Origin of the sequence: Aeromonas veronii (genome assembly GCF_040215105.1) — a bacterium.
Lineage (GTDB): Bacteria > Pseudomonadota > Gammaproteobacteria > Enterobacterales > Aeromonadaceae > Aeromonas > Aeromonas veronii_G.
The window spans coordinates 1876757-1898912 of sequence record NZ_CP157875.1 but is presented as its reverse complement, the minus strand read 5'-3'; the positions used below and the strand labels follow the sequence as shown (position 1 = coordinate 1898912).

Genomic DNA, 22156 nt, shown 5'->3' with positions numbered 1-22156 from the left:
CACCGAGTCTACCCGCTTTCGGCTGCCAAACTGGTCTGCTTTCACGTAGAATGCCCGCGATTTTATGACGCGAGCAGAGGAAAACGTGAGTCAAACATCCTTACATCATGCCCGATTGGACTGGAATGAAGCGGGAACTCCAGTCTCCAGTGAGTTCGGGGATGTGTACTTTTCCAATGATAACGGTCTAAGTGAAACCCGCTACGTCTTTTTGCAGCAAAATCGGCTGCCAGAGCGATTTTCGCACCACGATAGTGACAGTTTCGTGATTGGTGAAACAGGTTTCGGCACTGGTCTTAACTTTCTGGCGACAATGGCTGCGTTTCTGGAACAGGCCGGCGATCCCGCCCGCTGCCCGCGTCTGCACTTCATCAGCTTCGAAAAATACCCTCTGACCCGGGACGATCTGTGCAAAGCGCTCGCGGCCTGGCCCGAACTCGCGCCGTTGAGCCGTGCCCTCATCGACCAGTGGCCGCTGCCGGTCGAAGGCTGTCACCGTCTGTCGTTTGCCGGTGGCCGGATACGCCTCGATCTCTGGCTCGGTGACATCAAGGAGACGCTGCCGCAGGTCCCCCACCCGGCCGAGGGACTGGTGGATGCCTGGTATCTGGACGGTTTTTCGCCTGCCAAGAACCCCGAGATGTGGACCCAGGATCTGTTCGACGGCCTCGCGCGTCTCGCGCGCCCCACCGCCACCATCGCCACCTTTACCTGCGCCGGTTTCGTGCGCCGGGGGCTCATCGCCGCGGGTTTTGCCATGAAGAAGGTGAAAGGTCACGGCAGCAAGCGGGAGATGCTGGCCGGAATGCGGGAAGAGAAGACCCCGGACAGCACCATAGCGCCCTGGTACGCCCGCCCGGCGGGCCGGGAAGGGGCGACCCTCATCATCGGCGGCGGTATCGCCTCCGCCATGACCGCCCTCTCTTTGGTGGAGCGGGGCCGCGCCGTCACCCTGCTCTGCGCCGATGCCGAGCCCGCCACCGGCGCCTCCGGCAACCGCCAGGGGGCGCTCTATCCCTTGCTCAACGGCGAGCATGACGCCCTGTCGCGCTTCTATGCCCTCGCCTTCGGCTATGCCCGAAACCGGCTGCAGGCCCTGAGCGATCGCCACCCCATCGCCTTTGCATTGTGCGGCGTCACCCAGCTCGGCTATGACGACAAGTCGGCGGCCAAGCTCGCCAAGATGAGCCAGGGCCCCTTCCCGCCCGAACTGATGCGCCCCCTCTCGGCCAGCGAGATCGAACCATTGGTCGGCCTGCCCTGCGGCGTGGGCGGCGTCAGCTATCCCCTGGGGGGCTGGCTCTGCCCGGCGGACCTGACCCGGGCGGCGCTGAGCGACGCCATGCAGAGCGGCTTGCTGCAGCTGGAATATGGCGCCGAGGTGACCCAGGTCGATGAACAGGCCGATGGCTGGCAGGTGACGAGCCATGACGGCCGCCACTGGCTGGCCCCCAATCTGGTGGTCGCCGCCGGTCATCGTCTGCCCGCCCTCATCCCCTTCGCCGAGCTGCCCCTCTACCCGGTGCGCGGTCAGGTGAGCCATGTGCCGACCACGGCAGGCTTAAGTCAGCTCAACACCGTGCTCTGCTACGACGGTTATCTCACCCCGGCTCACGATGGCGCCCACTGCATCGGTGCCAGCTATGGCCGCAACCAGACCGAGCTTGGGTTTAGCGCCGAGGAGCAGGCCCAGAACCGCAGCCGGTTGCAGGCCTGCCTGCCAGATCAGATCTGGCCGGACGAAGTGGACGTGAGTGGCCACCAGGCCAGGGTCGGCGTGCGCTGCGCCAGTCGGGATCACCTGCCGGTGGCGGGGCCCGTGGTGCGTCTGCCCGGTCTCGCGGATCACTACGCCGGGCTCCAGCAGCATCCGGCGGATGCCGCTCCCCTGCCCCTCCACCCGGGCCTCTATGTGCTGGGGGCGCTCGGCTCCCGGGGCCTCTGCTCGGCCCCCCTGTGCGGTGAGCTGGTGGCGAGCGAGATCTGTGGCGATCCCCTGCCGCTGCCCCGCGATCTGCTGGAAGCGCTCCACCCCGCCCGCTACTGGGTGCGTAAGCTGCTCAAGGGCAAGTCCCTCGACTGAACAAGCAAGCCTGAGGCTGGCGGCCGATGACCAACGAAAACGGGCTACCCACTGGGTAGCCCGTTCTGTTTTGCCCCATGTCAGCGCTCAGCGCCAGACCAGCCCCAACTTGCGGCCACCGTCGGTCTGCTGCGCCAGGGTGGCGAAACGGCTGCGGGTGGTCGCCAGCACCGCCTGCCCCTGCTGCCACCCCTGATATTGCAGGGCGTCGCAATCCCGGGTCACCGGCAACTGGGCGAGCCGGATGCCAAGCTGGCTCACGCTCTCCAGCAGGATGTCCTTGTGACGGCTCTCGTAGTCAAACATGGCCGCCATCAGCCGATCCCACTTCTGCCGTTCGCGCTCGGGCGCCTTCGCCTTGTCCATCCAGTTCGGTACCAGCACCTTGACGCGGGCGGTCACGCTGGCCTGCTCCAGCTCGCAGCGCGCCGCCGTTGGCTTTGTCTGCAACTGCCAGGAGAGCTGATAACTCGCCTTGCCGATGTGGCCGTTCGCCTGGGTGGGAGCGGGGTGGGCGATCTGGCGCATCAGGCTGGCGACATCGGGACCGGATACCCGGTAAAACTGAAAATCGACCTTTATATCCGGCGCCACTCGAATACCGCTATGATGGGAGGGTTGTGCCCCGATTGAGGCGGCGTACATCAGGACGGCCGCCATCCCTGCTTTGCTGAAGAGTCCCATCTGTTCGCTGCCTTGCTCCTTGTGAGTCCGGCGTAATTTCGATTAAGAATCAATGAATTAATATTCAAGATGGGAGATTACCCGCGTTCGGGACAACTGTCACCTCCTGTCACCCTGAGCCAGGTCCAAGTGCACAAAGGGTGGTCAGACGAGACAGCTCGAATGTGAAAGATAGGGAGACAGATCAAAGAAAAATACTACTTTTGAGATAATAATCAGCACGTTTTATTACCGGGGCTAACCAATTTGGTCAGATCTGCGCCAACGCGGGCACGCAGCTCCACCGTTATTCGTACTCAGGAACTTACTTTATGATGGAACTCCTCATTGGCACCCTGGTCACCCTGGCCGTGGGTCGCTACATATTCAAAGGCTACTCGGCGACCGGGGTCCTGCTCAGCGGCGGTCTGCTGCTGCTGGCCATCACCGCCCTGATGGGCAAGACCGTGCTGCCCGCCAGCGTCACCTCCACCGGTCATGTAGCCACGGACGTGTTCGAGTACGTGCGCTTCCTGCTGGTCGACCGTGGCGGTGGCCTGGGCATGCTGATCATGGTGCTGTGCGGTTTTGCCGGCTACATGAGCCACATCGGCGCCAACACCATTCTGGTGAAACTCGCCAGCAAGCCGCTTGGCATCATCAAGTCCCCCTATATCCTGCTGGTCGCCGCCTATCTGGTGGCCTGCGCCATGTCCCTCGCGGTGAGCTCGGCCACCGGTCTCGGGGTACTGCTGATGGCGACCCTGTTCCCGCTCATGGTCAACATGGGGATCTCCCGCGGCGCGGCGGCGGCGGTGTGCGCCTCCCCGGCGGCCATCATCCTCGCCCCCACCTCCGGGGACGTGGTGATGGCGGCCCAGGCGGCCAACATGGAGCTCATCGAGTTCGCCTTCCAGCTGACCCTGCCCATCTCCCTCGCGGCCATCGCCGCCATGGCGGTGACCCACTTCTTCTGGCAGCGTTATCTGGACCAGAAGTCCGGCGAGCACAATGCTCCGGTCGCCCCGAGCGATCTCATCACCGATGCCCCCAGCTTCTACGCCATCCTGCCCTTCACTCCCATCATCGGGGTGCTGCTGTTTGACGGCAAAGTCGGTCCCAAGCTCGACATCGTCACCATCATCGTCATCTGCCTGGTGCTGGCCGCCCTGCTGGAGCTGGTGCGCAAGCGCGATGGCAAGGAGCTGCTGGACGGTCTGCAGATCTGCTGGCGCAGCATGGCAGACGCCTTCGCCGGCGTGGTCATGCTCCTGGTCGGCGCCGGGGTCTTCGCCCAGGGCCTGATGGGGCTCGGCTTCATCGCAAACCTGCTGGATCTTGCCCAGAGTTTTGGCACCGGCGGCATCGTCATCATGCTGGTACTGGTGGTCATCACCACCCTGGCCGCCTTCACCACCGGCTCGGGCAATGCCCCCTTCTACGCCTTCGTGGAGCTGATCCCGCATCTGGCCACCAGCCTCGGGGTCAACCCGGCCTATCTGGTCATCCCCATGCTGCAGGCCTCCAACCTCGGTCGCACCATCTCCCCGGTCTCCGGCGTGGTGGTCGCCTGTGCGGGCATGGGCAATCTCTCCCCCTTCGAAGTGGTCAAGCGTACCTCGCTGCCGGTGGCCGTCGGCCTGCTGGTGGTGATCCTCGCCACCCAGATCCTGGTTCCCGCCTAAGTCACTGCCCTACTGTCACCAGCCCGGCGCCCGCCGGGCTGGTATCTCCCCCCTCCCCTGGAGTAGACTCGGTGCTCTTTTTTCTCTAAGGAGGACCGAGATGAGTATTACGGTTCAACTTGCCCATTTCAGTGACTGCCACTCCCATTTCGATGGGGCGCCCATGCGCTTTCTCCCGGTCGGCGAATCCGAATGGCGCACCCAGTGCGGCGGCTATGGCCGCATCCTGACCCGGCTCGACCGCCTGCGTGCGCAGGCCGAGGCGGCAGGTCAGGCGTGCCTGTTCCTCCACGGCGGCGACACCTTCCAGGGCTCCCTCTATTTCAACCGCTTCAAGGGGCGCGCCAACGCGGATCTGCTCGGCCGGTTGCGCCCGGACGCCATGGTGATCGGCAATCACGAATTCGATCTCGGCAACGGCCCTCTGGTGGAGTTCCTGCGCCAACTCGACTTCCCGGTGCTGACGGCCAACCTCGACAGCAGCCAGGAGCCCGACGGCCTCTCCCTGCGCCTGCGCGGCCTGACCAACCTGTATGACGCCAGCCGTCCCTGGCACCAACGCCTCGTCGGCGGCGTCCCCTTCGCCCTGCTCGGCATCACCTTGCCGCAGATGGCGACCATCGCCAACCCGGACGCCCACACCCATTTTCACGGCATCGAGGAGACCCTCACCCGGGCCCTCGAAGAGATCCGGGCGCAAGGCATCCACCACATCATCTTGCTGAGCCATCTCGGGCTTGAGCAGGACAAGCGCCTGGCCGCGCGCTTCCCCGAACTCAGCCTCATCATCGGGGGCCATACCCACAGCCTGCTGGGGGATCTCGCCCCCCTTGGCCTCACAAGTGAAGGCGACTACCCCCTGATGATCGAAGGGGTCGCCATCCTGCACGCCGCCCACAGCGCGCTCTGCCTCGGGGTGTGCGAGCTGACCTTCGATGACGCAGGCCGGGTTAGCCACAGCCGTGGCCAGCTGGAGTGGCTACCCTGGCAACCCTGGCCGTTCGCCTCTGAGGCACCCGCGGGCCTCTGCTTCTGCGAGCCCGCCGCCGAGATAGAGCAACATCTGGCCAAGCGCTATCGACCCGAGCTCGAGACCATGACCCAGCGGGTGGTGACCCGCCTGGATGCGCCCCTTCATCACCAGCGTCTGCCCGATGCCAACTACCCCGCCGGCAGCCAGGTCGCGCCGCTCGTGGCGAGCGCCATGCTGAGCGCCGCTCACGAGCAGGTGGGTCAGGTGGATTTCTCCCTGCACAACGCAGGGGGCGTGCGCTGCTCCCTCGAGGCCGGGCCCCTCAGCGAGGCGGACATCGCCGGACGGCTGCTCCCCTTCGCCATTCCCCTGACCCTCTACCGGGTCCACGGTCATGAGCTGGCGGAGGCGCTGGAGAGTGCCATCGACAATGCCACCAACAACGGCGTCGTCGGCAATGGCAACGGCAGCTTCCCCTATACCGCCGGGGTGCGGTTCTGCTATCAGGGGGATCGGCCCAAGGGCAGTCGCATTACCCGGCTGGAGTGGGAGCCTAGCCCGGGCCAGTGGCAAGCCGTCGACGCGAACACCGTCTATCGCGGTGTTTCCAGCGCCTATACCGCCTCCGGCAAGGAGGGTTACACGGCGCTGGCCCGTACCCTGACCCAACACAATCAGGAACTTGGCATCACCCTCGCCGATGCCTTCAGCCGCTGGGCCCGTCATCGCCCCGTGCTGGCCCCCCTGCCGGTGCTGGTGGAGTACCACGGCGGCTAGCCTGGGTACCCCGTACAAAACGAGGCCCTTTCTCCTTGCGGGGAAAGGGCCTCGTCACTTGGGGCGACCCCGGCTGCTATGGTAGTCAAAAAATCTATAACACTTCAATTTGTTAGCTAAATGTTTAATTAAACCCACAGAAATCCAGAATTAAATGTTGATTATCTTTCACTATCGATATTTTACACTATAGAGGTGTGCGAGAAATAGGTCCCTCGGCAACACTGGGCCCCACTTCCCGTCCCCCCGCGAGGGACTGAAAACGGGACTTTTATAAATTATTTCAAGCACATTCCTTCATCCCATTGCATAACGCTACCAGCCTCGGCAAGGACTTGGCCCCGCTTTTCGTCTCCCCGCGAGGGACTGAAAACGGGACTTTTATAAATTATTTCAAGCACATTCCTTCATCCCATTGCATAGCGCTGCTAGCCTCGGCAAGATAGGCCCGCTTTTCGTCTCCCTGCTGGAACAGGTCACCCATGAATCACGCCATCCGTTTTACTCCGCAGCGCCACAACCCGGGGCTCAAGCCACTGGTTATCCTGCTCACGGCCCTGATAGCCCTGCTGTTTTGCCTGCGCAATCCGCTGTTCCACGGCATGGCGCCGGGCTTTGACGCCTCGCTGTTCGCGGTGATGGGCAAGATGTGGAGCGAGGGGGGCGTGCTCTATCGGGACATGATCGACATCAAGGGGCCCATGATCTTTGCCCTCGATGCCCTGGGCTACGGGATGGGTGGCTTCTTCGGGATCTGGCTGCTGGAATGGGTGCTCTGCTGGTTCGGACTGCTCGCCAGCTGGCAGGCCTTCACCCAGCTCGGGCTCTCCCTGCAGGCCCGTCTTGGCAGCATGCTGGCGCTGCTGGCGCTCTACAGCACCCGCTACTACTACGGCAACATGACCGAGGACTGGACGTTCCACCTGGCCCTCATCGCCCAGTGGGCCTTCATCACCCTGTTGCTGGACAAACGCTTCAGCTGGGGACCCGCCCTGGTGACGGCCATCACCTTCGCCATCGTCGCCTGGATGCGCACCAACAACGGGGCCTTCTGGGGAGCCTGGTATCTGGTGCTGTTCTGCACCTGGGGCCTGCGGGAGCAATGGCGCTGCGCCTTCGCCCTGCTCGTCTCCAGCCTGCTGGGGCTCGCCCTCGTCGGCGGGCCGCTGTTGGCCTACTTCCAGCACCATGGCCTCCTGGCCGAGTTCCAGTACTACGCCTTCGGGATCTTCTTCGAGGGCAGCTACGGCAGCAGCGGCTTCTCGCCGGATGTCGGCAGCGTCGGCCTGCTGCGCACCGGCCTCATCATGTTGCTGCCCGCCTTCATCGTGCTGATGCTGACCCGCCGGCAGGAGTGGTACCTGCCCGCCCTGTCCGCCACCCTGCTCGGGGTGCTGTTCACCCTGGTGGCCAACTCGGTCTCCGGCCATGTGTTCGATCACTATGACGTGCTCTTTCTGCAGTTCGCTCTGTTGCCGCTCGCCTGCCTGCTGGATCGCAGCGAGCAGCAGTCCGACGCCCTGGGCTTGCTCTGCATCTCCCTGGTGGTGCTGACCGCCAGCTGGCTGCTGGCCCAGCAGCTCGGCTATGGCTGGAGCACCAAGGAGTGGACCCTGGAGAGGGTGCGGGAAGTGCTTGGCAACAGCCTGCTGTGGGCCCTGCCTGTGTTGATCCTGGTGCCCCTGTGGCGTGCCTGGGATGTGCGCAGTGCCACTCCCTGGCTCGCCTCGCTGGCCATGCTGGCCCTGCTGCTCAACAACGCCTGGGAGGGCAACCTCAAGGGCAAGCCGTTCAATCCGCCGACCCAGGTACGGGTCGACAGGATCAAGGCAGAGACGACGCCGAGTGACAAGATCTGGGTCGATGGCATCCAGCCGCAATATTACCTCTGGACCGATCGCCAGCCCGCCTCCGCCTACCTGTTCTTTGCCAACGTCAATCCGCCCTATGACGTGCGCGAGCGGGTATTGGCGGATCTCAAACGCCAGACCCCCAAGTTCATCATCGCCAAGCCGGAGCGGATCGCCGATGAGTTGAAAAAACCGAGCTCCCCCTCCAGCCTCGCCTTCTATCAGTACCTGACCGAGCGCTATGAAGAGGTGGATCCCGGCCTCTACCGCAGACGCTGAGCCGCCCCATCATGACAAGGGCCGCCCTGGGCAATCAGGGCGGCCCTTGTCATTGCCGCGGTATCCAAAGCGGCGCATCCTCACTACAATGGCGCTCATTTTTGATGTGACGAGTGAGATACCATGGCGGAACTGACCTATCTCGGTGGCTATCCCGAGCCCCTCAAGGCCCAGGTGCAGCAGCTGATTGCGGCAAACAAGCTCGGCGAGGTGCTGGCCAAGCGCTACCCCGACACGCACCTCATCCAGAGTGACAAGGCGCTCTTGGCCTACACCATGGATCTCAAGAACCGCTACCTCAAGAGTTCGGCGCCACTCTCCAAGGTGATCTTCGACGGCAAGATCAACGTGATCAAGGACGCGCTGGGTCTGCACACCTATGTCAGCCGGGTGCAGGGCAACAAACTCAAGGCCAAGAACGAAATTCGCATCGCCGCCCTGTTCAAGGAGGCCCACCCCGCATTCCTGAAGATGATCGTGGTGCACGAGCTGGCCCACCTCAAAGAGAAGGATCACAACAAGGCCTTCTATCAGCTCTGCCAGCACATGGAACCGGACTATCATCAACTGGAGTTTGATCTCAGGCTCTGGCTCACCTGGCGTGACATCGAGCGGAGCAAGGGCTGATCAGGTTGCAAGGAGGCAACATGTTCCCATGGCGACAGCGTTCCCGACGATATGGCCGCCGTCTGGTGTGGCCCTGGCTTGTCAGCGCCTGGCTGGCCTGGATGCCAAGCCAACCCCTGCAGGCGGCCGCCCGCTGGCAGAGCGATGCGTATCTCATTCAGAGCTTCATGGAAGTCGCCATGAAACGCGAATATGGCCATGAGACCCAGATCCGCTTCTCCCGCTGGCAGGCCCCCATCCGCCTCAAACTCATCAACGAATTTGGCGACAAGCCGCTGCAGGCCGAGGTGGTCAGAGTCCAGAGCCAGCACCTGGCCAGGATCACCGGCCAGCCCATCCAGCTGGTGGAGACCAATCCCAATCTCACCCTCATCATGACGCGCCACCAGCAGATGGCGAGCTGGGCCAGCCGTACCATAGGTCGGGGGGATTCGGTCAAGATCGCCCTCAAGGAGGGGATCTGCCTGGCCAATTTCGCCACCAACCCCCGCTTCGAGATAGCCCGCGCCACCATCATCATTCCGGTGGATTACAGCCGGGACAAGGGGCGTTTTTTGGACTGCGTGGTGGAGGAGCTCACCCAGGTGATGGGACTGCCCAACGACTCGGACAAGGTCTTCCCCTCCATCTTCAACGACCGCAGCATCGACAGCTTCCCGACCGGGCTCGATTACGTGCTGCTCAAGCTCGCCTACCACCCGGCCCTGCGCTCCGGCATGACAGTGGACGAGGTGCAGGCTGCCCTGCCTGCCGCCATCAAGACCCTGCGGGCCAACGGTGACATCGCCCAGGCCGACCAGCGGGTGCAGATAGATAGCCTGAAACGTTGGGCCGGGCTCTAGCCTGCCCTGCGTCAGCTCGTCAGCTCGTCAGCTCGTCAGCTCGTCAGCTCGTCAGCTCGTCAGCTCGTCAGCTCGTCAGCTCGTCAGCTCGTCAGCTCGTCAGCTCGTCAGCTCGTCAGCTCGTCAGCAAATCACATCCTTTGGCTTGTTTGTCACTGTGCCATCAACAAAAAACGCAGCCTGGGCTGCGTTTTTTGTCATCACAAGCGGGCGTCATACAAGCTCGGCCTGAGTGCGAGAGGCTCAGGCGTGCTGCTCTTCCGGCATCCAGCTGTCGGCATTCTCCCACACCTCCTGCACCATGGCTTCAGCCAGCTCCTTGTCTTCCTTGCTGGCCCGGCTGACCGTCAGCGCCATGGTACTGCCCGGGGCCACCCGCACATGCAAGTCGGGGAATTTCTCGCCCAGCTGCTTGAGCAGCTCCTGGCGCAGTGCCTCCATGGTCGAGGTGGGGATCTGATGTTTCTTGTCGATGATGATTTCCAGACGCATAGGGTACTTCTCCATGATGGTTAACTGTATTTTTATACAGTAACTTGAAAAAGTAAAGCCTCCTGAACGCGCCACTCATGTCGATGCACTGAACCCCGAGCGAACCCTACGAGATCGGATCTTGCCCCTCACTGTTCCTCCCAGCCTGCGTCCACGGGTGAGCCTGGATCGATAAAAAAGAGTTGATATTGATTCTCATCTGTCGCACTATCCTTGTGTTATAAGATAACATCACAAGGAAAATCATGCGCCCCCATATTCACCCCGAGTATCGCCAGGTCCTGTTCCATGACCTGACCACCAATACCCACTTCCTGATCGGTTCCACCCTCAAGACCGATCGCACCAAACTGTGGGAGGATGGCAATACCTACCCCTATGTGACACTGGATGTCTCCAGCGCCTCCCACCCCTTCTATACCGGCAAACAGAAACAGGTTGGCAAAGAGGGACAAGTGGCCCGCTTCGGCCAGCGTTTCGGCCAGTTCCTGAACAGAGGCAAGGAAAAATCATGAAAGTGCTCTCCTCCCTTAAATCCGCCAAGTCACGCCACCCCGACTGCCAGATTGTGCGCCGCCGCGGCAAGCTGTTCGTGATCTGCAAGAGCAACCCCCGCTTCAAGGCGCGCCAACGCTGAATGAAGCCCCCATCTACCGCTGGTCACGGGCCAGCGGGTTTACCTGCCTTCATACGGGCGATAATGGCTCACTCTCATCTTTCTTAACGACCCGGCTAACCCGCATCTCGTGGCAATAACCCCATACAAGATATCGCTAATCGCCATAACACAGATTTTTACGCTAAAAATCACACAAAATTTAGATAAAAAACCAAACAACCGCGGTTTTATAGTCATCCTCGCTAGCCAACCCCTGCCCGAGGCCAGACCTGCATCGCCTGGCCGTTCTCAATGCCCCATCCCATCAACCCCCTCGATGCCAATGACGGGAAACCACGGCACACTTTTCACCGCAAGCCTTCTATTTCTGCGATTTCCCGATGGCATAGCATGCCAACCCCCACCAAAACGACCACCCAGCCGCCATGAGATGTCGATCATTTCATCGTTTATGGTGTGAAAATTGTGTCATCCGGTGAATGCATCGTTACCCAAAAGAGGTATTAGATGGTGACTTTGGGCGCCTCTCTCCATAATTTTTGCGTTAAATCACAATTTAATGAAATGGCATTTCAATATGCTTGATGCATTAATTTCATTTTATAGAATGGCGACATCAGAACGGTGGAGAGTCCCATGTCTATCAAGGTTGCCGTCATTGGCGAATGCATGATCGAGTTGTCCGAAAACAAGACGGGCATCCAGCGCCATTTTGGCGGGGACACGCTCAACACCGCCGTCTATCTGGCCCGTACCAATGCCAACCTGGCGGTGCACTATGTCAGTGCCCTCGGCACGGATGCCATCAGCGATGCCATGCTGAGCCAGTGGCAACACGAAGGGATCATCACCGACCTGGTCCAACGCATGGCCAACAAGCTGCCAGGGCTTTATCTCATCGAGACCGACGATAAGGGCGAGCGCACCTTTCACTACTGGCGCAATGATGCCGCGGCGCGCTATTGGCTGCAGACGCCGGACGCCCGCTCTGTCTGCCAGCAGTTGCAGGATGTCGACTACATCTACCTGAGCGGAATCAGCCTCGCCATCCTCTCACCCCAGGATAGGGCCACGCTGCTGGCACAACTCGCCCTCTGCCGGACCCAAGGGGTGAAGATCGCCTTTGACAACAATTACCGTCCGCGCCTGTGGGAAAGCCGGGAGGCCACACAGCAAGCGTATAGCGCTCTGCTGGCCCTGACCGACCTTGCCTTCCTGACCCTGGATGATGAGGTTGCCCTGTGGGGCGATCGCCAGATCTCCCAGACGCTGGCGCGTACCCAGGCCCTCGGTGTCGGTGAAATCGTCATCAAGCGGGGAGCCGAACCCTGTCTCATCGCCCAGGGAGATCATCAGTGCGAAGTGCTGGCCGTCTCGCTCCCCCGGGAGCGGGTGATAGACACCACGGCAGCAGGCGACTCGTTCAGTGCCGGCTACCTCGCCAGCAGACTGGCCGGCAATGCCGTCGCCATCGCCGCTCGCCATGCTCATCGGCTGGCCAGCACCGTCATACAGCATCGTGGGGCCATCATTCCCCCGGCCGCCATGACAGCCCCCTGAATATCGAGAGGACACCGGTAGCGTGCCCTTGAACAGAAGCGACCTTGGTTGCCATGCCACTCTCTCGTCAGAGGGGGTTTACCTACCTGCAACTGCAGGAAATACCGTCAGAAAGGATATTCGACTCATGATCATCGGTAATTTGAACTGCCTTGATAACGCCCTGCTGCCAGCTCCGCTGAAGGCGTTGTTGAATAAAGAAGAGTGTTCCTTTGCGCAGTTGAGTAATAAGGAAGACGGCAGGTATGACATCTTGAATAACACCGTCTTTTATATTGTTTCAAGCCCGATGACGGCCCCCGAAAATACGCTCAAGAGCGAATTCCATGATCAGTTCATCGATATTCAGGTGCTGCTGTCGGGCCATGAGGTCATCGCCACCAGCAACACCATCACCCAACCGCACCCCTATCAGGCGTGCAAGCCGGATCTCCTATTCGTGGATGATGACCAGCTCACCACCCGCATCGTGCTGGCCGCCGGCGACTTCGCCATCTTCTATCCGGGGGAGGTGCATCGGCCGACTTGTCAGCAGGAAGAGCCGACCCGGATCAAGAAAGTCGTCTTCAAAGTCTGCAAGGATTGGCTGGCCAACCAATAAGCCAGCCCCAACACCACCCATTCCATTATTTCCATTTTCGACAAGGAAGTAGCCATGAAGATCAAACAAACGTTGGACAAGATCCCGGGAGGGATCATGCTGGTGCCTTTGCTGCTGGGGGCCACGCTCAACACCTTCGCCCCTGGTGTCGCCGAATACTATGGTGGCTTCACCAAGGGGATCATCACGGGGACTGTGCCCATTCTGGCGGTCTGGTTCTTCTGCATCGGTGCCTCCATCAACCTGCGCGCCACCGGCACCGTGCTGCGTAAATCCGGGGTATTGGTGATCACCAAGATAGCCGTCGCCTGGGTGGTCGCCCTGGTCGCTGCCAAACTCATCCCCGAGCATGGCATTCAGGCCGGCATGCTGGCCGGGCTTTCGACCCTCGCCCTCGTCTCGGCCATGGACATGACCAATGGCGGCCTCTACGCCAGCCTGATGAACCAGTACGGCACCAAGGAAGAGTCTGGCGCCTTCGTGCTCATGTCCATCGAATCCGGTCCCCTGATGACCATGGTCATCCTGGGTGCGGCCGGGCTCGCCTCCTTCCAGGGCCACCATTTCGTCGGTGCGATCCTGCCCTTCCTGATCGGCTTCGCCCTTGGCAACCTGGATCCGGATCTGAAAGAGTTCTTCAGCAAGGCAACCGGCACCCTGATCCCCTTCTTCGGGTTCGCGCTGGGTAACACCATCAACTTTGCGGTCATCATCGACACCGGCCTGCTCGGCATCCTGCTTGGTCTGGCAGTCATCGTCATCACCGGCATTCCGCTGATCTTCGCCGACAAGTGGCTGGCCGGTGGCAATGGCACCGCCGGGGTCGCAGCCTCCTCCACCGCCGGAGCCGCCGTCGCCAACCCGATGATCATCGCCCAGATGAACCCGGATTTTGCCGCCATCGCTCCCTCGGCCACCGCCCTGGTTGCCACTTGTGTCATCGTGACCGCGATTCTGGTGCCGATCCTGACGGCACTGTACAACAAACGCTTCGCCCCACAGGCCATCCCTGAGGTTCCTGCCGCTGATGCCGCCATGGCCAAGGTGCGCCGGGCTTGATAGAGGGGAACCTTGCCCCTCTTACCCCATAACCCATAACCCCAGGCAGACATGCCTGGGGTTTTCTTTTTCTGACTGGAATAAACACTGGTTAAATATCGTTAACCCTTGGAACTGGCATAATCTCCCACCAAAACATGCACACCTGATTTAATTCCGGCGAACCCGGTATTGATTTAGCGAGTCATTTAAAAACAAAAGAAAGGGCCATTGAATTGAGGTGGCCTGCGGGTTATTTCCCTCCATGAAGGCGGGGGAATATCGCCTCCCCCGCTCGCAGGCATACTACGCATCCCCATCCAATAATGGGGAGGTCATATTCAGGATGACGGGTGGCAGTCCTGCAACCAGTGACTGATCCGGGTCACCCCGGCGCGCTGGTTATCGGGGCGCACCAGCAAGGCATATTCGTGATCCGTGCCGAGTACCAGATCGAACGGCGCCACCAGGGTGCCGCTTTCCAGCTCTTCGGCCACTATGGTGGGATCGCCGAGGGAGAGGCCAAAGCCCTGCAGGGCGGCATTCATCGCCAAGTCCAGGGTGTCGAACAACTGCCCCCCCTGGGGTTGCCAGGGCGTGCCGAGGAAGGTCGCAAACCAGTTGCGCCAATCCCGCCTGTCCGTACTGGCATGGAGCAGTGGCAGCAGGGGAAGATCCTCGATGCGGCGCTCAAACAGGCCGTGTTTTTGCGCAAACGCGGGGGCGCAGATGGGGGTCAGACGCTCCCGAAACAGCGGTTGGCTGTGGGGATATCTGGCCTGGCTCGATTGATAGACGATGGCGAGATCGAAGGATTCGCGGGAGAAATCGATGCCATGACTGTGGCTACCCCGCACCTCGACCTCATCCCCCTCGAATGCCTGCAAGCGGCGCAGCAGCCAGCGGCTGGCACAGGAGGGCACCTTGATGCTGATGGCCTTCTCATGGGCCAGGGCCTGCAGGGCGCAGAGTCCCTCGCCCATGCGCGCCAGCCCCTCCCTGACGAAGGGCAACAGGCACTCGGCGGCGGGAGTCAGGCTCAGGCAGCGCGTCCCGCGCAAGAAGAGCGGATGGCCGAGGCGCTCCTCCAGCTGGGCTATCTGTTTGCTCACCGCCCCCTGACTCACGCACAGTTCATCGGCCGCCAGGGTGAAGCTCAGATGACGGGCGGCACACTCAAAGACTTGCAAGCCATAGAGGGGCAAGTGGCTACGGACGGGGTAGGTTGACATTCAGGCCTCCATGCTTGAGAAAAACTCATGCATACCATGCCGAATAATCCATTGTCCGACAAGCCTGCCCGAGGCTAAAAAGAGGCATCTTTCACACAATCAGGTGACGGCGTGATGTCTTCCCCCCGCATTCTCAGCAAACTGCCCCAGGTGGGCACCACCATCTTCAGCGTCATCGGCGATCTGGCCGCCCGTCACCCCAGCATCAACCTCTCCCAGGGGGCGCCAAGCTTCCCCTGCGATCCCGACCTCATCCGGGTCACCCATGAGGCCATGCTGGCCGGTGAAAACCAGTATGCCCCCATGACGGGGTTGCCCGAGCTGCGCGAACGGCTGGCGGCCAAGATAGACGCCAGCTATGGCCATGCCTACGATGCCGGCGAGGAGATCACCATCACCGCCAGTGCCAGCGAAGCCCTGTTCTGCGCCATCACCGCTCTGGTACACCCCGGCGATGAAGTCATCATGTTCGAGCCCGCGTTCGACAGTTATCGCCCCATGATCCAGCTGCAAGGGGCCACCCCTGTGGTGATCGCCCTCAAGGCGCCAAGCTTTGCCATTCCCTGGGACGAGGTCGCCGCCCGCATCACCCCGCGCACCCGCATGATAGTGCTCAACACCCCCCACAACCCCACCGGTACCGTCTGGCAGGCGGGGGATCAGGAGCGCCTGGCCCGTCTGGTGCGCGGCACCGACATCGTCATCCTCTCCGACGAGGTGTATGAGCACGTGGTGTTCGATGGGGCCCTGCACCAGAGCGTCATCCGCTACCCGGAGCTGGTGGAACGCTCCGTCGCCGTCTTCTCCTTCGGCAAGACCTTCCATGTCACCGGCTGGCGGGTGGGTTACTGCGTCGCCCCCCGTCCCCTGATGGAGGAGATCCGCAAGGTTCACCAGTTCGCCATGTTCGCCGCCGACACCCCCATGCAGTACGGTTTCGCGCACTTGCTCCAGCAGCCCGACCACTACCAGGGGCTGGCTGATTTCTATCAGCGCAAGCGCGACCTGCTGGTCTCGGCCCTGGGCAATTCACGCTTTACTCTCTTGCCCTCCGCCGGCAGCTTCTTCATGCTGGCCAGCTACGAGCGGATCACGGACGAGGCGGACAGCCTGTTCGTGCAGCGTCTCATCCGCGATCACGGAGTCGCCACCATTCCGGTCTCCGCCTTCTATCACGACGGCACGGATCAGCGGGTCATTCGCCTCTCCTTCTCCAAGGATGACGACACCCTGCTGGCGGGCGCCGAGCGTCTGTGCAAGGTCTAGGAGGCGTCATGGACAGCGTACGTGTTGCCGTATTGCAGATGGTGTCGGGAGATGATCTTGCCCGCAACCTGGTCCAGGCCGAAGCGCTGCTGCGTCAGGCGGCGGCCGAGGGGGCCGAGTTTGCCCAGCTGCCCGAATATTTCTATCTGATGCCCGACGATGAGCGGGCACGGGTCGCCCTGGCCGCAGCCGTGGAGGATAGCCCTCTGCTGGCATGGGTCCAGGGGCTGGCCCGGGAGCTCGGGATCTGGATCCTGGCAGGCACCCTGCCCCTTGCCAGCGAAGAGCCCGGCAAGATGTACAACAGCAGCCTGCTCATCGACCCTCAAGGGCAACTGGCCACCCGCTATGACAAGTTGCACCTGTTCGGCTTTTGCACCGACAGCGAGCAATACGATGAGGCCGCGACCATGAGCCCGGGCCAGCAGGTGGTGAGCCATCCCTTGCCCTGGGGCCTGCTGCGTTTCGGCATCTGTTACGATCTGCGTTTCCCCGAGCTGTTTCGCCTTGGACCGGCCCCCGACATCATCGCCCTGCCCGCCGCCTTCACCCACACCACGGGGGAGGCCCATTGGGAGTTGCTGTTGCGGGCCCGGGCGGTGGAGAATCTGGCATTCGTGCTGGCCTCGGCCCAGGGGGGATATCATCCGGGTGGACGACGTACCTACGGTCACAGCATGATCATCGATCCCTGGGGCCGTGTGCTGGCCCGGGTCGAGACAGGTCAGGGCATGGCCATCGCCACCCTGGATCTGGCCGCCCAACGCACCGTGCGCAGCCAGCTGCCCGCCCTCCACCATCGCAAGATACCCGTCGGCCCCTGAGGCCGGTACATTGACGACGACTGGCATGACGCCACAACTTCAAGGGAATGACCATGAAACTCAACACAGCCATGATGCTGGTGGCCCTGGCCACCGCCGGACAAGCTGCCGCCAAGCCCCTGGTGATCGCCACCGACGCCACCTATCCCCCGTTCGAGATGGTCGACAGCAACGGCAAGCTCGGCGGCTTCGAAGTGGATCTCGCCTACGCCCTGTGCGCGGCCATGAAGACCCAGTGCGAGGTGATCAACCAGCCCTGGGATGCCCTGCTGCCAGGCCTGCAGGTGCGCAAATACGACGCCATCATGTCCTCCATGAACATCACCGACGAGCGGCGCCAGAAGGTGGACTTCAGTCAGGTCTACTACATGATGCAGAACCGCTTCGTGGGGCGCAGTGACAAGGCCGACACCTTCGCCGACGATCCCGCCCACTTCAAGGGCAAGGTGATAGCGGTGCAGGAGGGGACGCCCCAGGACAACTTCATCACCGCCCGCTATGGGGAAATGGCCAGCATCAAGCGCTACGTCAACGCCCAGTCTCCCATGCTGGATCTGCAATCCGGCCGTGCCGACTACACCTTCGGCAACATGGTGCAGCTGAAAGTCGGTTTCCTCGACAAGGAGATGGGCAAGCAGTTCACCTTCGTGGGTCCCCAGTTCAACGGTACCCAGGACAAGATCCTGGGCGAAGGGGTGGCGGTGGCGCTGCGCAAGAACGACGCCAAGCTCAAGGGCCAGTTCGATGCCGCCATCGACAGCGTCAAGACCGACGGCACCTTCGATCGACTGCTCAAAAAGTATCAGCTGGAAGACCTGCTGTAAGGCAGATTGACTCGCGATAAAAAGACTTACCACAGAATAAAACAACGCCAGTCAATTGACTGGCGTTGTTTTATTCTACTTCCAACCAAGGCGCTCCATTCCCCCGGGCCAGACGATCCCGACATCCTCAGTGATCCTGTTCCTCCCCCGTCCAGGGCAGCCGATCGGCGATGCTCCGGTACAGCACCCCATAGTCATCGTCAAAGTGGTGGGAGCCTGGCAGCGTCACCGTGGTGACGTTTGGCTGTTTGAGCCTTGGGCAGAGCCGCACCGGCGAGTCATCCTCTGCCCCCTGCAGACAGAGCAGGGGCAGCGACGTGATCCGCTGCACCTCAGGTTGGGTGGGATAATTGCCCGCCTTGTTGTGTATCACCATGTCGCTGACGTGGATCTCGAAATCCGAGGCCGTCGAGGGAGAGAGCATCACCGCCCCCACCAGGCTGTCGCGATAGTGCTGTGGCAACCGGTTGATGACGAAGGGGACTATTTCAGCTCCGAAAGAGAAGCCCACCAGCAACCAGCGCTGGCGCCCCCAGCGGGACTGGTAGTCGGCGAGGATCCGCGCCAGATCGGCGCTGGCCTGCTCCGGCGTCTTCTTCTTCCAGTAGTAGGTCAGCGAACTCCAGCCCACCACCGGCATGCCGTGGCGCTGAAACTCGGCGCTGAGCCCCTTGTCGAGCGCCGCCCAGCCGCCATCCCCGCTCATGAACACCACCATGGGCGCGGGCGATGCTTTGGCCACCGGCAGCTCCACCAGCCCGAGATCCCCCTTCACCGATGGGCCCTGGGGCGCGGCGACAGAGGGAAAGACACAACACAACAGCAATAACAGCAGGGCTCTCATGGCCAACTCCTATTTCTTCAGCATGTTATTCATCAACCCAAGCGGGCCGCGGCTTATCAGGGAGATCAGGTGAGTCAGGGTGCGGGGCAGCGTCAATCGGCTGGTGCAGAGCAGATAGCGGGGCTCCCACTGGGGGGAGAACTTCTCCTTGTAGCGGCGCAGCCCCTGGAAGTTCTAAAAACGGCTGCCCCGGGTAAACAGGGTATTGCCGAGCCGGGCCCAGTAGCTGGCAAGGGGGTGATCGTTGAAGCCGGACATGGGGGCCATGCCGAGGTTGAAGCTCTCATAACCCTCCCCCTTGCCCCACAGCAGCAGCTCCACGAACAGGAAGTCCATGATGGGGGCCGTGCCCGTGTCCACGCTGTAGCGCATCAGATCGATGGAGAGGCTCTCCTTGTTGTCGCTGATCCAGAGGTTGGCAAACCCCACGATGTGGCCCTCGTGCCACACCAGCGCCGCCGGGCTCAGGGCAAGATAGTCAGGCTCGAAGCTCCCCACCGAGAACCCCTTCTCCTTGCCCTGCTTGCTGCGCAGCCAGGTGTCGGAGATGGCCTTGAGGGCAGGCAGCAGGGCGGCCACCTGGGCTACGTCCACCACCTCGAAACTCAGCCCCTCCCGCTTGCCCTTGGCGTGGCTCTGGCGCAGGTTGCGCAGCCGGCTGCCGGCGAGATCGAACCCCTTGAGATCGACGATCGCCTCCTCCCCGAGCTTGAACGGGATGAGGCCGAGATCCAGGTAGAGCGGCAGATAGCGGGCCGACACCTGATAGAACACCGGGTTGGCGTCCTGCTCGTCGCACAGTTCCCTAAACTGCCACAGCAGTTCCTCGACCAGCGAGGCATGGCCGATGGGGTCCCCCATCACTATCCAGCTGTTGCCCTCCACCCCGTACATCAGAAACGCCTCGCCACTGGCGTGAAACAGCAGTGACTTGTCACCGAGCTGGGCCAGATAACCGTGACCGCCGCCATGACGCAGCACCAGCGCCTGTGCCCGGGCCAGCTCCTCTTTGCCCGGCTTGTTGCCAAAGACCCGCAGGGGCGCCAGCAACTGGGCCACCCCCACCACCGCCAGCACGGCGATCACGCTCCCCATGGCACGCAAGGCACGGGAAGCCGCGCCCGGCCCATGGGCCGAGACATTGAGCCAGAGGCTCTGGTCATACTCCACCTGGCGATAGGAGAAGAAGAGCAGCCACAAGGCCCCCAGCAGCACGGCCCCCACCGACATCAGCCAGCCGGGGGTGAACTGGGCGTGCAGCAGGGAGCCCTTGCGATAGAACAGCGACCGACAGGGGGTGATGACGAGCAGGAAGGCGCCGAGCAGCAGGGCAGACTCCCAGTCGGCCCCCTTGAACAGGGAGAACATCATGCCAAGGCCAAGCAGCCACTGGGTGATGCGAAACGCCCCGTCGTGACGCCGATAGAGGCTGTGGGCCAGCAGGATCAGCAGCACGCCGCTGACGCTGCCGAGCACATGGGAGATCTCCAGCAGGTGCAGGGGAAAGATCTGCAACACGGCCTCGATGCGCCCCCGCATGGTCGGCACCATGCCGGAGCAGAGCAGCAGTGTGCCGGCGGCGAAGGTGCCGAGACTGATGAGGGCCGGCAGAAACTCGCGCATGGCGCTCATGAGCCCCTGCAGCCGCTGCCAGCGGGCCCGCTGTTGCAAGGCCTCCTGGCTCGCGAACAACAGCAGGGCGCAGAGGAAGGGCAGCACATAGTAGATGCAGCGATAGAGCAGCAGGGCGGCCAGCAGTTTGTCCGCCGGCAGATAGTGCGCAAGCAGCAGGCTCATGCTCGCCTCAAACACCCCCAGCCCCCCCGGCACATGAGCCAGCACCCCGAGCAGGCTGGAGATCACGAAGGCGCTGAGCAGCACGCCATAGGGTACGCTCCCAGACGGCAGCAACACATAGAGCACGGCGGCGGCGGCCATCCAGTCCAGCAGGGCGACCAGCAGTTGCAGCAGCCGGTACTTCAGGCTCGGCAGGGTCAGCTGATGGCCGCGCCAGCTGAGCCGGGCGCCGGGCCAGAACAGATAACCCAGCACCGCCAGCAGCGCCAGGGCGCCAGCCAGTTGCAACCCCCAGCCCGCCCAATCCGGCCAGCCCGGCAACAGGCTCCGGGCCTGCCCCAGCAGGAGGGAGAGCCCGCCCCAGGCCAGCAGGCCGAGGAAGAAAGTGATGGAGCAGAACAGGATGACGCGAGCCACCTCGAAGGTGCCGAGCCCCAGGGAGGAGTAGAGACGGTAGCGCACCGAGGAGCCGGTCAGCAGCGCAAAGCCCAGGGTGTTGGAGAAGGTATAGGCGATGAAGGAGGTCATCCCGACCTGCGGCCAGGGTACGGGTTTGCCGAGCATGCGCACCGCCAGCAGGTCATAGCAGCAGAGGCAGCCATAGCTCAGCAGGGTCAGCAGCAAGGCCCCGGCCAGCGGTGGCAGGGGTTGGGACCAGAGGGCCAGCCGGATATCGTGCCAGTGCCAGGACTCGGTCAGGTGATACAACACGGTCAAGGCCGCCCCGAGCAGCAGCAGGCTGCACAGGGGGCCTATCCAGACGAACAATGAACGCCGCATTCCCGCTTCCCGTCATGATATTGAGAATGAACACACCCCATTGAGCCTACAGGCAAACCCGCGGTGGGGTGAAAAAACCAACTCAAATGAGAACAGACACGACGCCGCTGCGCCTGACAGAAGCCCGGCCATCCATCGGACAAGGGCGGTCACCTGCCACCGGGCCAACCCGGCCCTCTCGTCATGCACACATGATTCACCAGAGCCCCGCCCGACCGCCATGCTTCTTCTGTAACCTTATGTACAAGCAGCAAATACTGACGCTTCCCACCATCGAGCCTGCTCGTGCCCCTTTATCGATATGACGATCATGGGCTGCTGTCGGGGCATCCCCTAACAGATCTGAACGAACTGACGTTACCCGCAGCCATGGCATGGCCTGCCGATTAAAGCATCAGGCGGGAGGGCTGCACTTCGCTCTGCCGACGCTATGGTTTACCATGCTGGCATTCGTGGTGCCCGTCACCATCCACCCTGGCGCCAGGCGCCCCCGCATTTCG

18 protein-coding genes and 1 pseudogene are annotated in these 22156 nt (G+C 62.1%); 14 read left to right on the top strand and 5 right to left on the bottom strand.

Annotated features, from left to right (window positions below):
* The first annotated feature begins 64 nt into the window (after positions 1–64).
* The gene (mnmC, locus tag ABNP46_RS08755) at positions 65–2083 is read left to right on the top strand and encodes a bifunctional tRNA (5-methylaminomethyl-2-thiouridine)(34)-methyltransferase MnmD/FAD-dependent 5-carboxymethylaminomethyl-2-thiouridine(34) oxidoreductase MnmC (protein WP_349922006.1); all 2019 of its coding nucleotides are present in this window, start codon (positions 65–67) and stop codon (positions 2081–2083) included.
* 87 nt (positions 2084–2170) lie between these two features.
* On the opposite strand, the gene ABNP46_RS08750 is transcribed toward mnmC, so the two are convergent.
* Positions 2171–2767: a DUF922 domain-containing protein gene (locus tag ABNP46_RS08750; RefSeq protein ID WP_349922005.1), complete on the bottom strand. Its 597-nt coding sequence runs from the start codon at positions 2765–2767 to the stop codon at positions 2171–2173.
* Positions 2768–3078: 311 nt separating this feature from the next.
* Between ABNP46_RS08750 and dcuC the strand changes: the two genes are divergently transcribed.
* The 5 genes from dcuC (at position 3079) to ABNP46_RS08725 (ending at position 9779) form a co-directional block, all read left to right on the top strand.
* Positions 3079–4431 (top strand): anaerobic C4-dicarboxylate transporter DcuC, encoded by a 1353-nt coding sequence (dcuC, locus tag ABNP46_RS08745; RefSeq protein WP_349922004.1) that lies wholly within the window; start codon positions 3079–3081, stop codon positions 4429–4431.
* A gap of 100 nt (positions 4432–4531) precedes the next feature.
* Positions 4532–6181: a bifunctional metallophosphatase/5'-nucleotidase gene (locus ABNP46_RS08740; RefSeq protein WP_349922003.1), complete on the top strand. Its 1650-nt coding sequence runs from the start codon at positions 4532–4534 to the stop codon at positions 6179–6181.
* Between the two features lie 482 nt (positions 6182–6663).
* Positions 6664–8310: a hypothetical protein gene (locus ABNP46_RS08735; RefSeq protein ID WP_349922002.1), complete on the top strand. Its 1647-nt coding sequence runs from the start codon at positions 6664–6666 to the stop codon at positions 8308–8310.
* 123 nt (positions 8311–8433) lie between these two features.
* Entirely contained in the window at positions 8434–8937 is a 504-nt protein-coding gene (locus ABNP46_RS08730; protein ID WP_349922001.1) for a M48 family metallopeptidase, read from the top strand.
* A gap of 101 nt (positions 8938–9038) precedes the next feature.
* Complete coding sequence (locus tag ABNP46_RS08725; RefSeq protein ID WP_349922440.1) at positions 9039–9779, top strand: DUF2927 domain-containing protein; 741 nt, start codon at positions 9039–9041, stop codon at positions 9777–9779.
* 243 nt (positions 9780–10022) lie between these two features.
* Here ABNP46_RS08725 and ABNP46_RS08720 read toward each other — a convergent pair whose 3' ends face one another.
* Entirely contained in the window at positions 10023–10271 is a 249-nt protein-coding gene (locus ABNP46_RS08720; RefSeq protein WP_349922000.1) for a DinI family protein, read from the bottom strand.
* Between the two features lie 245 nt (positions 10272–10516).
* Between ABNP46_RS08720 and ABNP46_RS08715 the strand changes: the two genes are divergently transcribed.
* The 5 genes from ABNP46_RS08715 (at position 10517) to kdgT (ending at position 14110) form a co-directional block, all read left to right on the top strand.
* Positions 10517–10786 (top strand): type B 50S ribosomal protein L31, encoded by a 270-nt coding sequence (locus ABNP46_RS08715; protein WP_349921999.1) that lies wholly within the window; start codon positions 10517–10519, stop codon positions 10784–10786.
* The gene (gene ykgO, locus ABNP46_RS08710; protein ID WP_005300174.1) at positions 10783–10908 is read left to right on the top strand and encodes a type B 50S ribosomal protein L36; all 126 of its coding nucleotides are present in this window, start codon (positions 10783–10785) and stop codon (positions 10906–10908) included. Before ABNP46_RS08715 ends, ykgO begins: the two co-directional genes overlap by 4 nt.
* A gap of 618 nt (positions 10909–11526) precedes the next feature.
* Positions 11527–12450 (top strand): sugar kinase, encoded by a 924-nt coding sequence (locus ABNP46_RS08705; protein WP_349921998.1) that lies wholly within the window; start codon positions 11527–11529, stop codon positions 12448–12450.
* Between the two features lie 127 nt (positions 12451–12577).
* Positions 12578–13051 carry a YhcH/YjgK/YiaL family protein gene (locus ABNP46_RS08700; protein ID WP_349921997.1) on the top strand — a complete coding sequence of 158 codons (474 nt, stop codon included), beginning with the start codon at positions 12578–12580 and terminating at the stop codon, positions 13049–13051.
* A gap of 54 nt (positions 13052–13105) precedes the next feature.
* A complete protein-coding gene (kdgT, locus tag ABNP46_RS08695) occupies positions 13106–14110 on the top strand; it encodes a 2-keto-3-deoxygluconate transporter (protein WP_349921996.1) in 1005 nt (334 codons plus the stop codon).
* Positions 14111–14430: 320 nt separating this feature from the next.
* On the opposite strand, the gene ABNP46_RS08690 is transcribed toward kdgT, so the two are convergent.
* Positions 14431–15321: a LysR family transcriptional regulator gene (locus ABNP46_RS08690; RefSeq protein WP_349921995.1), complete on the bottom strand. Its 891-nt coding sequence runs from the start codon at positions 15319–15321 to the stop codon at positions 14431–14433.
* A 114-nt stretch (positions 15322–15435) separates the two neighbouring features.
* On the opposite strand from ABNP46_RS08690, the gene ABNP46_RS08685 reads away from it, so the two are divergent.
* Genes ABNP46_RS08685 through ABNP46_RS08675 form a run of 3 tightly spaced genes read left to right on the top strand, consistent with a single transcriptional unit; the run spans position 15436 to position 18235 of the window.
* Positions 15436–16587, top strand: a complete 1152-nt coding sequence (locus tag ABNP46_RS08685; RefSeq protein ID WP_349921994.1) for a methionine aminotransferase — start codon at positions 15436–15438, stop codon at positions 16585–16587.
* Positions 16588–16595: 8 nt separating this feature from the next.
* The gene (locus ABNP46_RS08680) at positions 16596–17411 is read left to right on the top strand and encodes a carbon-nitrogen hydrolase family protein (RefSeq protein ID WP_349921993.1); all 816 of its coding nucleotides are present in this window, start codon (positions 16596–16598) and stop codon (positions 17409–17411) included.
* A 53-nt stretch (positions 17412–17464) separates the two neighbouring features.
* On the top strand, positions 17465–18235 hold the full coding sequence (locus tag ABNP46_RS08675; RefSeq protein ID WP_349921992.1) for a transporter substrate-binding domain-containing protein: 771 nt from the start codon (positions 17465–17467) through the stop codon (positions 18233–18235).
* Between the two features lie 127 nt (positions 18236–18362).
* Here the strand turns inward: ABNP46_RS08675 and ABNP46_RS08670 are convergent, their stop codons facing one another.
* Positions 18363–19079: an AcvB/VirJ family lysyl-phosphatidylglycerol hydrolase gene (locus ABNP46_RS08670; protein ID WP_349921991.1), complete on the bottom strand. Its 717-nt coding sequence runs from the start codon at positions 19077–19079 to the stop codon at positions 18363–18365.
* Positions 19080–19088: 9 nt separating this feature from the next.
* Positions 19089–21656 (bottom strand): annotated as a pseudogene (mprF, locus tag ABNP46_RS08665) (bifunctional lysylphosphatidylglycerol flippase/synthetase MprF).
* Between the last annotated feature and the right edge of the window lie 500 nt (positions 21657–22156).

Bases quoted from the DNA above. Each gene is read 5' to 3' on its own strand.
- ABNP46_RS08725 (WP_349922440.1), top strand. From the start codon at position 9,039: ATGCCAAGCCAACCCCTGCAGGCGGCCGCCCGCTGGCAGAGCGATGCG.
- ABNP46_RS08680 (WP_349921993.1), top strand. From the start codon at position 16,596: ATGGACAGCGTACGTGTTGCCGTATTGCAGATGGTGTCGGGAGATGAT.
- ABNP46_RS08690 (WP_349921995.1), bottom strand. From the start codon at position 15,321: ATGTCAACCTACCCCGTCCGTAGCCACTTGCCCCTCTATGGCTTGCAA.
- kdgT (WP_349921996.1), top strand. From the start codon at position 13,106: ATGAAGATCAAACAAACGTTGGACAAGATCCCGGGAGGGATCATGCTG.
- ABNP46_RS08675 (WP_349921992.1), top strand. From the start codon at position 17,465: ATGAAACTCAACACAGCCATGATGCTGGTGGCCCTGGCCACCGCCGGA.
- ABNP46_RS08750 (WP_349922005.1), bottom strand. From the start codon at position 2,767: ATGGGACTCTTCAGCAAAGCAGGGATGGCGGCCGTCCTGATGTACGCC.
- ABNP46_RS08720 (WP_349922000.1), bottom strand. From the start codon at position 10,271: ATGCGTCTGGAAATCATCATCGACAAGAAACATCAGATCCCCACCTCG.
- ykgO (WP_005300174.1), top strand. From the start codon at position 10,783: ATGAAAGTGCTCTCCTCCCTTAAATCCGCCAAGTCACGCCACCCCGAC.
- dcuC (WP_349922004.1), top strand. From the start codon at position 3,079: ATGATGGAACTCCTCATTGGCACCCTGGTCACCCTGGCCGTGGGTCGC.
- ABNP46_RS08735 (WP_349922002.1), top strand. From the start codon at position 6,664: ATGAATCACGCCATCCGTTTTACTCCGCAGCGCCACAACCCGGGGCTC.
- ABNP46_RS08685 (WP_349921994.1), top strand. From the start codon at position 15,436: ATGTCTTCCCCCCGCATTCTCAGCAAACTGCCCCAGGTGGGCACCACC.
- ABNP46_RS08705 (WP_349921998.1), top strand. From the start codon at position 11,527: ATGTCTATCAAGGTTGCCGTCATTGGCGAATGCATGATCGAGTTGTCC.
- ABNP46_RS08700 (WP_349921997.1), top strand. From the start codon at position 12,578: ATGATCATCGGTAATTTGAACTGCCTTGATAACGCCCTGCTGCCAGCT.
- mnmC (WP_349922006.1), top strand. From the start codon at position 65: ATGACGCGAGCAGAGGAAAACGTGAGTCAAACATCCTTACATCATGCC.
- ABNP46_RS08730 (WP_349922001.1), top strand. From the start codon at position 8,434: ATGGCGGAACTGACCTATCTCGGTGGCTATCCCGAGCCCCTCAAGGCC.
- ABNP46_RS08740 (WP_349922003.1), top strand. From the start codon at position 4,532: ATGAGTATTACGGTTCAACTTGCCCATTTCAGTGACTGCCACTCCCAT.
- ABNP46_RS08715 (WP_349921999.1), top strand. From the start codon at position 10,517: ATGCGCCCCCATATTCACCCCGAGTATCGCCAGGTCCTGTTCCATGAC.
- ABNP46_RS08670 (WP_349921991.1), bottom strand. From the start codon at position 19,079: ATGAGAGCCCTGCTGTTATTGCTGTTGTGTTGTGTCTTTCCCTCTGTC.